Origin of the sequence: Streptomyces niphimycinicus (assembly GCF_018883605.1) — a bacterium.
GTDB lineage: Bacteria > Actinomycetota > Actinomycetes > Streptomycetales > Streptomycetaceae > Streptomyces > Streptomyces niphimycinicus.
Map to the genome: position 1 here is coordinate 34578 of NZ_JAHLEM010000075.1, position 13064 is coordinate 47641.

The 13064-nt window shown below is 70.0% G+C and carries 11 protein-coding genes; 5 read left to right on the forward strand and 6 right to left on the reverse strand.

Annotated elements, in window-relative coordinates; genetic code table 11:
• Positions 1-229: 229 nt before the first annotated feature.
• The gene (locus KN815_RS09205; RefSeq protein ID WP_216341261.1) at positions 230-1111 is read right to left on the reverse strand and encodes a GNAT family N-acetyltransferase; all 882 of its coding nucleotides are present in this window, start codon (positions 1109-1111) and stop codon (positions 230-232) included.
• A 230-nt stretch (positions 1112-1341) separates the two neighbouring features.
• Between KN815_RS09205 and KN815_RS09210 the strand changes: the two genes are divergently transcribed.
• From KN815_RS09210 to KN815_RS09220, 3 genes are all read left to right on the forward strand, one after another.
• Positions 1342-4623, forward strand: a complete 3282-nt coding sequence (locus KN815_RS09210) for a GH92 family glycosyl hydrolase (RefSeq protein ID WP_216341262.1) — start codon at positions 1342-1344, stop codon at positions 4621-4623.
• Between the two features lie 101 nt (positions 4624-4724).
• Entirely contained in the window at positions 4725-5582 is an 858-nt protein-coding gene (locus tag KN815_RS09215) for a hypothetical protein (protein WP_216341263.1), read from the forward strand.
• Positions 5582-6046 carry a hypothetical protein gene (locus KN815_RS09220; RefSeq protein WP_216341264.1) on the forward strand — a complete coding sequence of 155 codons (465 nt, stop codon included), beginning with the start codon at positions 5582-5584 and terminating at the stop codon, positions 6044-6046. The genes KN815_RS09215 and KN815_RS09220 overlap by 1 nt, the downstream gene beginning before the upstream one ends.
• Here KN815_RS09220 and KN815_RS09225 read toward each other — a convergent pair.
• Both KN815_RS09225 and KN815_RS09230 read right to left on the reverse strand, forming a co-directional pair.
• Positions 6033-6812, reverse strand: a complete 780-nt coding sequence (locus KN815_RS09225) for a PIG-L deacetylase family protein (protein WP_216341265.1) — start codon at positions 6810-6812, stop codon at positions 6033-6035. The genes KN815_RS09220 and KN815_RS09225 overlap by 14 nt on opposite strands.
• A 24-nt stretch (positions 6813-6836) precedes the next feature.
• Positions 6837-7682: an NAD(P)H-binding protein gene (locus KN815_RS09230; protein ID WP_216341266.1), complete on the reverse strand. Its 846-nt coding sequence runs from the start codon at positions 7680-7682 to the stop codon at positions 6837-6839.
• A 97-nt stretch (positions 7683-7779) separates the two neighbouring features.
• Here KN815_RS09230 and KN815_RS09235 point away from each other — a divergent pair, with 97 nt between their 5' ends.
• Positions 7780-8157: a winged helix-turn-helix transcriptional regulator gene (locus tag KN815_RS09235; protein ID WP_216341267.1), complete on the forward strand. Its 378-nt coding sequence runs from the start codon at positions 7780-7782 to the stop codon at positions 8155-8157.
• On the opposite strand, the gene KN815_RS09240 is transcribed toward KN815_RS09235, so the two are convergent.
• Together KN815_RS09240 and KN815_RS09245 are read right to left on the reverse strand one after the other, a co-directional pair.
• The gene (locus KN815_RS09240; RefSeq protein ID WP_201852817.1) at positions 8141-8344 is read right to left on the reverse strand and encodes a DUF397 domain-containing protein; all 204 of its coding nucleotides are present in this window, start codon (positions 8342-8344) and stop codon (positions 8141-8143) included. The genes KN815_RS09235 and KN815_RS09240 overlap by 17 nt on opposite strands.
• A gap of 12 nt (positions 8345-8356) precedes the next feature.
• Positions 8357-9211: a helix-turn-helix domain-containing protein gene (locus KN815_RS09245; RefSeq protein ID WP_201852818.1), complete on the reverse strand. Its 855-nt coding sequence runs from the start codon at positions 9209-9211 to the stop codon at positions 8357-8359.
• Between the two features lie 165 nt (positions 9212-9376).
• Here KN815_RS09245 and KN815_RS09250 point away from each other — a divergent pair, with 165 nt between their 5' ends.
• Positions 9377-9682 (forward strand): hypothetical protein, encoded by a 306-nt coding sequence (locus tag KN815_RS09250; RefSeq protein ID WP_216341268.1) that lies wholly within the window; start codon positions 9377-9379, stop codon positions 9680-9682.
• Positions 9683-10290: 608 nt separating this feature from the next.
• Here the strand turns inward: KN815_RS09250 and KN815_RS09255 are convergent.
• On the reverse strand, positions 10291-13064 hold a 2774-nt coding region (locus KN815_RS09255; RefSeq protein WP_216341269.1), incomplete at its 5' end, for a GH92 family glycosyl hydrolase.

A 13064-nucleotide genomic window follows, 5' to 3' on the forward strand; every position in this document is an offset into this window, starting at 1 on the left:
GCTCACCGCCGATCAACTGATGGTCGCCGGCAACGCGATCGCCTTCCTCGTCGCCGCGGCGATCCTGTTCCATCTGCCGCCGGTCACGCCGGTCCCCGCCCCCCTCAACCGGGGACCGGCAAGTAAGCACGGCTTACGGCGCTCTATGTACGACAGCGCCTTACGGCAGCGGCGACGGGCCGCGCCCCCGGCGGGGGCGCGGCCCGTCCGCGTACCAGATGCCCTGCGATCAGAGAAACGTCCCGGAGGGGATGTACGGCGTCGGCGGCGGCATCCCCCGCAGACACACATAGCCGCCGGTGGACAGCTCGAGCCCGGCCTCGAGCCCCACGTCCACCGCCCACTGCTGCTCGGCCGTCAGCCCCGGGACCCGGGCGTCGGTGCCCTCCGGAAGGCACAGCAGGGCCGCCGTCAGCAGCCGCTTCGCCAGCCGTCGCGAGGTCGCGGCCAGCAGCTCGACCTTGCCGTCCTCGGCGACGTAGCAGTAGCCGCTGCCCGCCAGGTCGTCCACGACCAGCAGCCGCCTCTGGCGCAGGAGCAGTTCGTGGTCGGCGCCGTGCGCGCCGCCCCGGGTGCGGCGGTCCACCGAGTCCAGCAGATCCCGGTGCCGGGCCACGCCCTCGTGGACGGCGCCGTCGGGCGGGGACAGCCGCTCCTTGGTCTCCGGTCCGACGGTGCCGCGCAGCCGCATCGCCGGATGCAGCGCGAATCCCGCACGCCGGTAGGTGCTCGCCGCGCGCGGATCCTCGGAGCCGCAGATGATGCCGCGCAGGCAGCCCCGTCCGTACAGCAGCGCGGCGGCCAGCAACTCACGCCCCACGCCCTGCCGTTGGGCCCGGGGCAGCACCGCGAGCAGCGCGAGCCCCCAGGTGCCCTCGCGCCGCGCGGACAGCGCCACGCCGAGCGGCATCCCGGCGCCGTCCAGGGCGATCCAGCAGCCGCCCGGGTCGGTGCGGGCGAGATGCCGGTGCCGGTCGTGGATCTCGGCGACGTACCCCGGCGGCAATCCGTCCTTGGCCGCGAGGGCGGCGACGTCCCCGAAGGCGGCGGCCACCACCTCCCAGGCGGCCTCGGCGTCCTCGTCGGTGTCGCGCAACTGGCGGAGGATCATGAGCCCATGATGGCGCGTCCGGTGAGGGTTTGTCGGTACGCGGAAGCGGCTTGCTCGACCGGCGAACGCGACAACGTTGTCAGCATGACTTTAACGATCAGTACGCCGCCAACCGGGTGTCCCTGTCAAGACCGTTCGCGCACTCTTACGGCCGACGGCCCCCGTGCGGTACGGTCCCCACGGCTTGTTCGACCCGGTGATCGCGGCCCTTCCGACAAGGTGGGACCGCAATGCCCTCAAGACCCCTGGCCGCCCTGGCGGCCGCGGCCCTGACCGCGGGGCTCCTCGCCACCGCGGCCACCGCGCCCGCGTCGGCCGCTCCGCCGCCGACGCTGGTCAAGGATCCGGCGGCGTATGTCGATCCGCTGATCGGCAGCTCGGCCGGCGGCAACACCTTCCCCGGCGCCGTCGCCCCCTTCGGCATGCTGTCGTGGAGCCCGGAGAACACCCGCGGCGACGCCACCCGCACCGCCGCGCCCGGCGGCTACCACTACGACGCCACCCGCGTCCGCGGCTTCAGCCTCACCCATATGTCCGGCACCGGCTGTGCGGGCGGCGCGGGGGACATCCCCTTCTTCCCCCATGTGGGCGAGGTCACCTCCTCACCCGCCGCCGACACCAAGGACCGGGTCTACGCCTCCGACTTCAGTCACCGCGACGAGACCGCCGAGCCCGGCCGCTACAAGGTCTCCCTCGCCTCCGGCGCCGGGGCGGAGCTGACCGCCACCGCCCGTACCGGCTCGGCCCGCTTCAGCTACCCCGCGGACAAGACCGCCTCCCTGCTGATCCGCACCTCCTCCTCCGAGGTCGGCAGCAGCGACGCCGATCTCACCATCGACCCGGCGCACCGCACCGTCTCCGGCTCGGTCACCGGCGGCAACTTCTGCGGCTATCTCGACCCCGAGGGGCGCCGCGGCTACTACACCCTGCACTTCACCGCGGTCTTCGACACCGCGTTCACCGCCCAGGGCACCTGGCAGGACGGCACCCTGCGGCCCGGCACCACCAGTGCGAAGGGCGGCTCCGGCGGCTTTGGCACCGACGGCCGTCCGGTGGCCGGGAAGGGCTCCGGCGGCTATCTCCAATTCGCCCCGGGCACCCGCCGGGTGGGCGTCAAGGTCGGCATCAGCTACGTCGGCGACAAGGGCGCCCGGGCCAACCTCGCGGCCGAGAACCCGCCGCGGCGCGGCTTCGACCAGGTGCGCACCGCGGCGTACGACGCCTGGCGGCGGCAACTGTCCGCGATCCGGGTCGGCGGCGGCGCGGACGCGGACCGCACCGCCTTCTACACCGCCCTCTACCACTCGCTGCTGCACCCCAATGTCATCAGCGACACCGACGGCCGCTACCGGGGCAGCGACGGTGAGGTGCACCGGGTGAGCCGGGGCCACCGGGCCCAGTACGGCACCTTCTCCGGCTGGGACATCTACCGCTCCCAGCTCCAACTGCTGACCCTGCTGGAGCCGGAGGCGGGCTCCGACATCGCCCAGTCCCTGCTGAACCTCGCCCGGCAGAACGGCGGCGTCTGGGACCGCTGGCTCCAGGGCGCCTCGGGAACGCATGTGATGAACGGCGATCCGTCGGCCGCCGCGCTCGCCGGGATCCGGGCCTTCGGCGGCGGCGACTTCGACCTCGACGCCGCCCTCGACTCGCTCCTCAAGGCGGCCACCGTGCCGACCGAGAAGGACCTCAGCCCGGCGGGCAAGCCCATCATGTCGGCCGGCCAGCGGCCCTCCCTCGACAAGTACCTCAAGCTGCACTACATGCCGTCCGTCTCCAACGCCTGGGGCGGCGCGGCCGAGACCCTGGAGATGTCCGGCGCGGACTTCGCCCTCTCGCAGTTGGCGCGGGCCGCGGGCCGTAAGGAGACCGCGGACACCTTCGCGCACCGCGCCCAGTGGTGGCAGAACAACTTCAACGCCGCCGCCGACCCGGAGAGCGGCGGCTATATCGCCAACCGTAAGGCCGACGGCAGTTGGGTCACCGGCTTCACCCCGGCCACCGGCAACGGCTTCGTCGAGGGCACCAGCGCCCAGTACACCTGGATGGTCCCGCACAACCCCGCCGGTCTCTTCGCCGCGATGGGCGGTAAGGACGCCGCGATCAAGCGCCTGGACGCCTTCTTCCACGACGCCGACGGGGGCTGGGCGCTCACGGGGGCGGGCGGCGAGAAGTCCGAGCTGGACAACGAGCCGTCGATCAACGTCCCCTACCTCTACGCGTACGCCGGGCAGCCGTACAAGACCCAGGAGACCGTGCGCGCCGCGATGCGCCGGCTCTGGACCACCGCGCCGGACGGCATCCCCGGCAACGACGACCTCGGCGAGATGTCCTCGTGGTACGTCTTCTCCGCCCTCGGCATGTACCCGCAGGTGCCCTCCCGCGCCGAACTCGTCCTGGCCTCGCCCCTCTTCCCGCGGATCGAGATCGACCGCGGCGCCCGGGACATCTCCATCCGCGCCCCGCAGGCCGCGCCCGACGCGCCGTACATCCAGTCGCTGAAGGTGAACGGGCGGGCGAGCGACCGCCCCTGGCTGCCGGAGTCCTTCGTACGGCACGGCGGCACGCTGGACTACACCCTGTCCGACACCCCCGACCGCGCCTGGGGCGCGTCCCCGTCCGACGCCCCGCCCTCCTTCCGCGAGGGCGAGCAGCCGTACCAGATCGGGGTCGGACCGACCACGGGCACGCTCGCCCCGGGCGAGAGCCTGACCGTGAAGGTGGCCGCCGTCCCGGTCGGCGAGGGCGACCGCCCCGAGGTGCGCTTCACCACCGACGCCCCCGACGGGTTCACCGCCTCACCCGCCTCCGGGACGGTGGGCCCGGACGGCACGGCGGAGATCTCCCTGCGCGCGGGGAAGGACACGGCCGAGGGCTTCTACGCCGCGAAGGTGACGGTGACCAGCGAGGACACCAAGGTCGTCCAGCCGGTCACACTGACCGTCGCCGCGCCCGGCACCCTGCTCGCCGCGTACAACAACACCGGCGCGACCGACGACGACGGCGAGCACGACGAGGGCGACTACGACGGCGGCGGCTGGAGCTACTCCCGCCAGGCCCTCGCCGCAGCCGGCCTCGCGCCGGGCGCCAAGGGCACCACCCAGGGCCTGGACTACACCTGGCCCGCCTCCCCGCCCGGCCGCCCCGACAACGCCTCCACCACCGGCCAGACCATCACCCTGCCCCCGTCCACCGGCCTCTCCTTCATCGGCAGCGCCGTCAACGGCAACCAGAAGGCCACCGCCAAGGTCACCTACACCGACGGCACTTCGGGCGAGGCAGACCTGTCCTTCACCGACTGGACGGTGGGAGGCGGCGGCGGAACGATCCAGTACGGCAACGTGACCCTCGCCAAGACCGGCTACCGCAACATCAGCGGCGGTGACAAGGATGTGGTGGACGCGTACATCTTCGCCACGAAGGCGTTCCACGCGCCGGAGGGCAAGACGGTCAAGAGCGTCACCCTGCCCGACAACGCGGACCTGCACATCTTCGCGGTGGCGCGCGGCTGAGCGGAATTTCTGCCGTCAACATCAAGGGTCGCGCCATGCGATCGAGTGAAGCTGGGGCAAGTGCCTAAGGCATTTGCCCCAGCTTCCTTAATGTCCTTCGCATGGTCAGTTCCTCACACGAAGCCCTCCATCGGATTTTCCAGGAGGACACCGGGGCCATTGTCCGAGCGCTCAGACAACTCCTCGGCGTCCCCTTCCCCGAGCCGGACAGGGCGTTTGTCGTCAGCCCGGACCTCACCGAGATCGCGCCGATCGAAAGACGCGTGGACACACTGCTCCAGGTCGAGACCAAGGGCGAGGGCACGTACTTATTCGCCATCGAGTCGCAGAGCCGGAGAGATCCGAAGAAGCCTGCGGCCTGGGCCTACTACCTCTCGTACATGCATGCGAAGTTCGGTCACCAGCCAGTGCTGATCGTACTCTGCCCGGACGAGGCCACCGCCCGTTGGGCCACCCGCCCGATCACACTCGGCATCCCCGACCACCCGTCCATGACGGTACGCCCACTTGTTCTGGGTCCCGGCAACGTCCCCGTTGTCACGGATGCGAAAGAGGTGACCCGTGATATCCCGATCGCTGCCTTCTCTGCGATTACGCACAGTAGAAGCGAAAGCATCGATGCGATACTGAAGGTGCTCGCGACCACGCTCAGCAGCCTCGACCCCGTTCAGGGGATCATCTACGCCGAACTCGTTGAAGCCGGTCTCGGAAACACCCCGGCACGAGAGATCTGGAGAGACCTGATGCCCGCGCTGATGAACTACTTCCGTTCCCAGCAAGCCCAGCACGCCTTCGCGGAGGTGCGCGCCGGCGATCTGCTGCGAGTCCTCAAGTCCCGGGGGCTTGAGGTCGCTGACGAGACACGTGAGCGCATCGAGTCGTGCAAGGACATGGATGTCCTCGGTACGTGGCTGGACCGGGCCGCGACCGTCTCTCGTGCGGAGGATTTGTTCGACTGATGTCCGCGTTACTGAACTTCTTCCGCTCCGCTCACTCTCAGCGAGCCTTCGCCGGGGTGCGGGCCGAGACCCGTGCCGACGATATTCTGCGGGTTCTCACCGTCCGGGGTTTTGATATCGCTGGCGCGGGTCGTGAGGCTATCCAGTCGTGTACCGACTTGGAGATCCTCGGGGACTGGCTGGATGGAGCCCTGACGGTGCCTTCCGCTGTGGATCTGTTTCATCTGGTATCCGAGAAGCCCAACTTCTTCTACTGCTCGGAGGTCGGACAGCGGGCCTTCACAGACGTTCGGCTTGAGAGTCGTGCTGACGACATCCTGCGGATCCTCAAGGCCCGGGGGCTTGAGGTCACTGCCGAGACCCGTGAGCGGGTGCGGGCGTGCCGGGATGTGGACCTTCTCCGCACCTGGCTGGACCGAGCCGTGACCGCTTCCCGGGCGGAGGAGCTGTTCACCGACGGTTAACGCGGCGGGGGCCGGGAGGGGAGGCGTCGATGAACCACTCCCGGCCCAGCAGCAGGCCGAAGAGCGGGGCGGGCAGCCGGAGCATCGCCCGCATGACGGCGCTCATGCGGCCCGTGCCGTTCATCTGGGAGCGGTGGGCCGCCAGGGCCGCCTGCTTCTGGCGGGCGTAGCGGCGGACGTCGTAGCGGTGGGTGATGGCCGAGCGGGGGCTGAAGCGGGTGCTCAGCTCGGCGGGGTCGTGGCGCAGGGGAATGCGCAGGAGCCGTACGAGGCGTAGCAGGCGTTCGACGGTGTCGCGGGGGATCGTCGCCTCCAACACCCTTGGCGTCTTGGCCAGTTCGGCGGCGCGGCGGCCGACCTCGTGGACCTTGATGTGGTCGCGGTGGCCGTAGCCGCCGTTGGGGTCGTAGGTGAGCAGCATCGCCGCGTTCTCGTCGCGCAGGATCGCGGCCAGTTGTTCCGCCGCCTTCTCCGTGTCGGCCCGGGCGAAGCGCGTACGGTCCGGCGGGTCGGCGTAGAAGAGCGGGCCGTGACCGCTGTCCGCGTAGCCGAGGTGGACGACGCGGTCGACGCCGAGCACGTACGCGCTCTTCCGCAGTTCGTGCATACGAGGCGGCTCGCGGCCCGGCGGGGCGGCGTCCATGTGGCCGTCCGTGGCGACCACGAGCACCACCCGGTGGCCCTCGTCGGCGAGTCGGGCGAGCGTGCCCCCGGTCAGCAGCGCCTCGTCGTCGGGGTGGGCGTGGAATGCCAGGACGGTAGCCATGCGGGCCATCCTGGCACTCCGGGATCAGCGGAAGGCCGCGATGTTGCGCATTGCCCAATCGGTGAAGGCGCGCGGCGGACGGCCAAGGACCCGCTCGACATCGGGGCTCCCCCGCTGTTCGTCGGCCGTCGGCTCACCGAGGATGTCGAGCGTGCCGTCCGCGACGGGCTCCGGCATGAACCGCAGCATCTCCGCCCGCGCCTGCTCCCGGCTCAGCTCGGTGAACCGCACCGGCTCACCCAGCGCGTCGGCGATGGCGTGTGCCTGTCCGCGCGGAGTGACCGGGGCGGGGCCGGTGAGCTCGTACGTACGCCCCGCGTGGCCCGGCTCCCGCAGCGCGGCGGCCGCGACCTCCGCGATGTCCGCAGGGTCCACGACCGGCAGTCCGACGTCGGCGAAGGGCGCCGCGATCACGCGCTCCTTACGGACGGATTCGGCCCAGGCGAAGGCGTTCGAGGCGAAGCCCCCGGGCCGCAGGATCGCCCAGTCAAGACCCGACCGGCGCACGGCCTCCTCGAACGCCCGCATGGGGGCGTGGGACACCGCGTCCGGACGTGTCCCGGCGGCCTGGGAGGAGAGCAGGACCACGCGCCGTACGCCGGCCGACCGCGCGACGTCCAGAAGTTCGCCGGTCCGTGCGGTTCCGGCCAGCAACTCGCCCGCGAAGAGCAGGAACAGCGCGTCGGCGCCCTCCAACGCGGGCCGCAGACTCCCTGGGTCGGCCAGATCGGCCCGATGATGACGTACCCCCTCGGGCAACTCCGCGCCGCCGGGCCGTCGCGACACGGCCGTCACCTGCTCGCCGACTGCGGCAAGCGCCTCCACCAGCGGCCGACCCACATTCCCAGTCGCTCCGGTTACCACGATCATGTGCAGCTCCCCGTTCTCACAGTGTCAGACGTTGTTCTCGCCGAGGCACGGTGAAGCTAGCATCGTGGGGATAGTAGGTACCTAGAGGAAAGTGACTATGTCCGAGGAACCGGAACAGGCGTGTCCGATCGCCCCTGTGGTGGATATCGTCTTCAGCCGCTGGACCACGCCCATCCTCTGGACGCTCCATGAATACGGCCGTCAGCGGTTCGTGGAGCTGCAACGCCGGATCGGCACGATCACGCCGAAGGTGCTGACCCAGCGGTTGCGCCAACTGGAGCGCGACGGGCTGGTGCGGCGCACCTACCACCCGGAGGTCCCGCCCCGGGTGGAGTACGAGATCAGCGACCTCGGCCGCAGCCTGGGCCCGCTCTTCGCCACGCTCGCGACGTGGTCGGCCGAGAACCTGCCCAAGGTCGAGCGGGCCCGCCTGCACTACGACGGCGCGGAGACCGCCCCTACCGGTCCCCAATAAGGCCGTCGAACGCGCCCCCCTTCGCCGCGCGTATGAAGGTGCCGAGCGTGGCGGGCGTGGTGGTGAGGATGACATCCGGTTCGTCGCTCTCCCGGAGCGCGATGGTGTGGGCTGCCGGGGCGGCGATGTAGAGGCAGGCTGATCCCTCCTGGCTGTATGAGGACTTTTGCCAGTCGTGGGTGGCCACGTTGTTTTCTCCTCAGGTGTGCTGCTCGATGCGGTAGATGAGTTCCCGGGACGCTGCTGGCTTGAGCGCGTAGCTCTCAAGACGATCCAGCACGCTCCGATATTTCATGAGATGGGCTTCCGAGTCGAGCAGCACCGTGGCGTGATCCGTGTCGAGCTCCACGGTGTCGAGTTGGGGAACTGAGCCGCCGAAGTAGTCGATGGGGTGACCGGAGCCATGGAGCGGCCCCGCGCCGAACGGGACCACCACGATCGTGACATTCTCGCGTTCGCTCATCTCGATGAGGTGTTGAAGCTGGGCGCGGGCCACGGCCGGGCCGCCGAGGCCCATCCGTAGGGCGGCTTCGTGGATGATCGCGGTCAGCGGGGTTGGCTTGCCCTCGTGCAGGATTCCCTGCCGCTTGATCCGGTGCGAGAGTCGATGTTCCACCGCGTGCGGTGGAAGAGGTGGGACCGTCGAGTCGAAGAGCGCTCGGGCGTGGTCCCTGGTCTGCAGAAGGCCCGGCATGTGGATCATCGTGGCGACGCGCACGAGGGTGGCGTGGTGCTCCAGCTCGGCCAGGTCGAGTAGTCCGGCGGGCAGGACCTCTCGCTGCTGCTCCCACCAGCCCCGGGTCTGTCTCCCGGTCATCTCCACGAGGGCGTCGATCAGCGCCTGATCCGCGCAGTTGTAGAGGCTCGCCAGGTGGCGCACCCGGTCGGCACTCACCGCGTAGCGCCCTGCCTCGATGCTGCTGACGCGTGACTGGCTGGCCCCGAAGAGGCGACCCGCGTCGGTAGCGGAGAGGTCGGTTCGTTCGCGGAGCCGTCGCAACTCCGCGCCCAAGCGCCGCTGTCGCACGGTCGGCGGGTACTTGGTCGGGGCCATGAGCCATCTCTCCCTGCAAGGTTTGGGCGTGGTGGTGTCACCCTATCGGGCGGCATTGGGCTCCATGCGCTGAAAACCTGGGATGTAGCCCATGTTTCACGCTACGGTGTGAATCGCGTCACCGTACGTGCATGGCCCAATTCCCCCTCCTGACGGGAGACTTCCATGGCTGCCTTCGACTTCGACCAAGAACTCCGCGATCTCGCACTCGACCAGGCGCCCCGCGTCTTCGCCGTCGCCGTGCAGTACGAGGTGGAACCTGGCACGCTGGACGGCGAAATCGCCGCGTGGGGCCTCGCGTACGACGACGGGAGTGCGCACGTCGTCACCGCCAACGGGCGGCACCAGCTCACCCTCACTTCACCCGAACGGGCGACGTGGTGGTTCGGACGGGAGAAGGGGATCACCGCGCGGATCGTGTGGTTCGCCGCGTCCTCGGCGCCCGCCTTCGAGCGGGCCGAGGCGGCCTGAGACCGGTTGTCGGGCGAGGGTATCGTCTCGCGCCTTCGGCGCATTTGAGCATGGGCAGCGGAGGTGCCGGGCCAGGGCGCGTCGCCGGCCGGGGGGCCGGTGGGGTGCGGGGGCCGTGGCGGCATTTGTGCGCGGTGGCCGGGCCCGGTGCCGGACTGCGGGGGTTGGGGATGCCTTCTGGAAATGCTTGATGTAGTAGTTGCGCCAGATCAAGTGTTTTCGGAGGGGGTACCCGGAGGGGCGGGGCCGAGCGCGACGTCAGACCGCCCCAGCCCCCACCCACGGTCCGGCGTCGCACCGCACGGGATCATGCCCCCACTCCGGCACCGGCCCTAGCCTCAGAGCACCGTTGCCGCCACCGGTGCCCACCCCAACCGGCCCGGCGCCCGGCGGCGAGGCCCGCGCCCCCCACCCCGCCGCCCATGCTCAAATGCGCCGAAGGCGCGAGACGAAACCCGCACTCAACCGAGCCGCCCAACTTCAACCGGCCGCGCCCATCGGCGCGGGCCACCGGGCCGATGCGCACCGTGTCACGCACGCGGGCCGTGGCCGCCCGAAGGCGTGGCCACGGCCCGCATGTCTCATCGCATCGCGCAGCTCAGCTCACTTCAGCTCAGCAGTTCCACCTCCGCCAGGGTCGCCTTGGCATCCGGCACCAGCCGGTAGTGCGCGTATGTACCGGGCGTGCGTACCGAGAAGACGCGGGTCTGCTTGTCCCAGCTGAAGGACTCGCCCGACCTGCGGTCCAGGTCCTTCCAGCTCTCGCCGTCCGGAGAGCCCTGGAGCACCCATCCCGTCGGGGCCTTGCCGCGGTCCGACGACGTCAGGGTGTACTGCACCGCGCGGCCCGGCTCCGTGACCGGCAGGTCCACCGACTCGAAGGTGGCCTCGGTGGTCGAGGTGTTGTCCAGGAGGGCCGTACCGCCGCTCGGCACCGTCAGGTCGTGGCGCGGGGTGGGCACCTTGTCGTCCTTGGTGATGGAGGACGGCGCGGCGTTCTTCCCCGTGCCCCAGGCCGACGGCTTGGCGCCCATCGCGAACTCCAGCGTGCCGCCCTTGGCGAGCACCGAGTGCGGCAGCGCGGTGGAGTTCCATGCCTTGCCGTTGACCTTCAGACCCTGGACGTACACGTTCCGCGCGCTGTTGCGCGGGGCCTTGACGACCAGGTCGCGGCCGTTCTCCAGATGCACCGTGGCCTTGGTGAACTGCGGCGATCCGACCGCGTACTCCGAGCCGCCCATCACCAGCGGGTAGAAGCCCAGCGAGCTGAAGAGGTACCAGGCGGACTGCTCGCCGTTGTCCTCGTCGCCGTGGTAGCCCTGGCCGATCTCGCTGCCGGTGTAGAGGCGGGAGAGCACCTCGCGCACCTTCTCCTGGGTCTTCCACGGCTGGCCCGCCGCGTCGTACATGTACGTCACATGGTGGGCGACCTGGTTGCTGTGGCCGTAATTGCCCATGCGGACGTCCCGTGCCTCGGTCATCTCGTGGATGACGCCGCCGTAGGAACCGGCGAACTCCGGCGAGGCGGTCTCCGGGGTGGAGAAGTAGGTGTCCAGCTTCTTCGCCAGGCCCGCGCGGCCGCCGTAGAGGTTGGCCAGGCCCCGGCTGTCCTGGGGCGCGGTGAAGGCGTAGCCCCAGCCGTTGGTCTCGGTGTAGTCGTAGCCCCAGATCCGGGGGTCGTACTTGTCGGAGGGCACGCGCCACTTTCCATTGGCGTCCTTGCCCTGGAAGAAGCCCGCCTTGTCGTCGAAGAGCGAGACATAGCCCTGCGCACGGTGCAGGAAGTACTCGGACTCGTCCTTGTAGCGGGCCTTCTTCGTCTTCGCGTAGAGCGCCTTGCCCATGTTCGCGAGGCCGTAGTCGTTGAGATAGCCCTCCAGCGCCCAGGACAGGCCCTCATGGGTCTCGGTGCTGGTGTAGCCGAGGAAGGGCGAGGAGGACATGCCCTTCCGGCCGACGCCCGACGTGGGCGGCACGGCGGTGGCGTTCTTCAGCGCGGCCTCGTACGCGGCCTCGGCGTCGAACCGCACACCCTTCAGATACGCGTCGGCGAAGGCCACGTCCGAGCTGGTGCCGGTCATCAGATCGGCGTAGCCCGGTGAGGACCAGCGGGATATCCAGCCGCCGTCCTTGTACTGCTGCACGAAGCCGTCGACCATCGTGCCCGCCCGCTTCGGGGTGAGCAGGGAGTAGGCGGGCCAGGTGGTGCGGTAGGTGTCCCAGAAGCCGTTGTTGACGTACACCTTGCCGTCGACGATCTTCGCGCCGGTGTGGGTCGGGGTGTTCTCCCCGGTGGCCGGCGAGAAGGCGCTCGCGTACTGGTAGCGGGGCTTGGCCGCCGTGCCCGTGTTCTCGAAGGAGGAATTGGGATAGAGGTACAGCCGGTAGAGGCTGGAGTAGAGCGAGGTGAGCTGGCCGCGGTCCGCGCCCTCGACCTCGATCCGGCCCAGGATGTCGTCCCACTCCGCCTGTGCGGCCCGCTCGATCTGCCCGAACGACCGCGACGCGGGCAGCTCCCGGTCGAGGTTGGCCTTCGCCTGGTCGACGCCGATCAGCGAGGTGGCGAGCCGGAGGGTGACCGTCCGGTCCTTCCCCGGCTTGAAGCGGAAGTAGCCCGTGACGTCCTTACCGCCGCCTCCGTCCAGCTTGCCGCTCGCGCTCACCGGGGTGTCGAAGACGCCGTAGACGAACATCCGGGTGGCGCCGGCGGATCCCCCGCTCTTGACGTCGGAGTAGCCGGAGACCACCCCGTTCCCGGCGTCGAGGGTCAGCCCGCCGTTGTTGTTGACGTTGTCGAAGACGACGCTCGCGTTCTCGCCCGGATAGGTGAACCGCATGACCGCGGCGTGATCGGTGGGCGCGATCTCGGTCTTGAGGCCGTTCTCGAAGGTCACTCCGTAGGAGTAGGGCCGGGCGGTCTCCTTCTCATGGCGGAAGGGGAGCGCGCGGGCGGTCCGGGAGGCGTTGGGTACGTCGGCCGCGGTGGACGGCATCACCTGGAAGGTCTGCCGGTCGCCCATCCAGGGGCTGGGCTCATGGCTGGCGCTGAACGCCTGGATGGTGGGGAGGTTGTCGGCGTTGTTGGCGCGGGCGTACTGGTAGAGCCAGTCGGTGGAGCCCGCGTTGGTCACCGGCGTCCAGAAGTTGAAGCCATTGGGGACGGCGGTGGCCGGGAAGTTGTTGCCGCGCGAGAAGCTGCCGCTGGAGTTGGTGCCGCGGGTGGTCAGGGCATAGTCCGACAGGTGCGTCAGCGGCTTCTCGGGCGCCTTGGGGGCGATGGAGATGTCGTCCACCCAGCCCCGGAACTGCGCGGGGCCCTTGGGGGAGTCGTAGGCCACGAGGATCCGGTCGACCGTCTTGCCCGCGGCGACCGCGCCGATCC

What these genes read in the sequence shown, in the direction of transcription:
- KN815_RS09250 (WP_216341268.1), top strand. Translation starts at nt 9,377, where the DNA reads ATGGCTGCCTTCGACTTCGACCAAGAACTCCGCGATCTCGCACTCGAC.
- KN815_RS09230 (WP_216341266.1), bottom strand. Translation starts at nt 7,682, where the DNA reads ATGATCGTGGTAACCGGAGCGACTGGGAATGTGGGTCGGCCGCTGGTG.
- KN815_RS09235 (WP_216341267.1), top strand. Translation starts at nt 7,780, where the DNA reads ATGTCCGAGGAACCGGAACAGGCGTGTCCGATCGCCCCTGTGGTGGAT.
- KN815_RS09245 (WP_201852818.1), bottom strand. Translation starts at nt 9,211, where the DNA reads ATGGCCCCGACCAAGTACCCGCCGACCGTGCGACAGCGGCGCTTGGGC.
- KN815_RS09205 (WP_216341261.1), bottom strand. Translation starts at nt 1,111, where the DNA reads ATGATCCTCCGCCAGTTGCGCGACACCGACGAGGACGCCGAGGCCGCC.
- KN815_RS09210 (WP_216341262.1), top strand. Translation starts at nt 1,342, where the DNA reads ATGCCCTCAAGACCCCTGGCCGCCCTGGCGGCCGCGGCCCTGACCGCG.
- KN815_RS09225 (WP_216341265.1), bottom strand. Translation starts at nt 6,812, where the DNA reads ATGGCTACCGTCCTGGCATTCCACGCCCACCCCGACGACGAGGCGCTG.
- KN815_RS09215 (WP_216341263.1), top strand. Translation starts at nt 4,725, where the DNA reads ATGGTCAGTTCCTCACACGAAGCCCTCCATCGGATTTTCCAGGAGGAC.
- KN815_RS09220 (WP_216341264.1), top strand. Translation starts at nt 5,582, where the DNA reads ATGTCCGCGTTACTGAACTTCTTCCGCTCCGCTCACTCTCAGCGAGCC.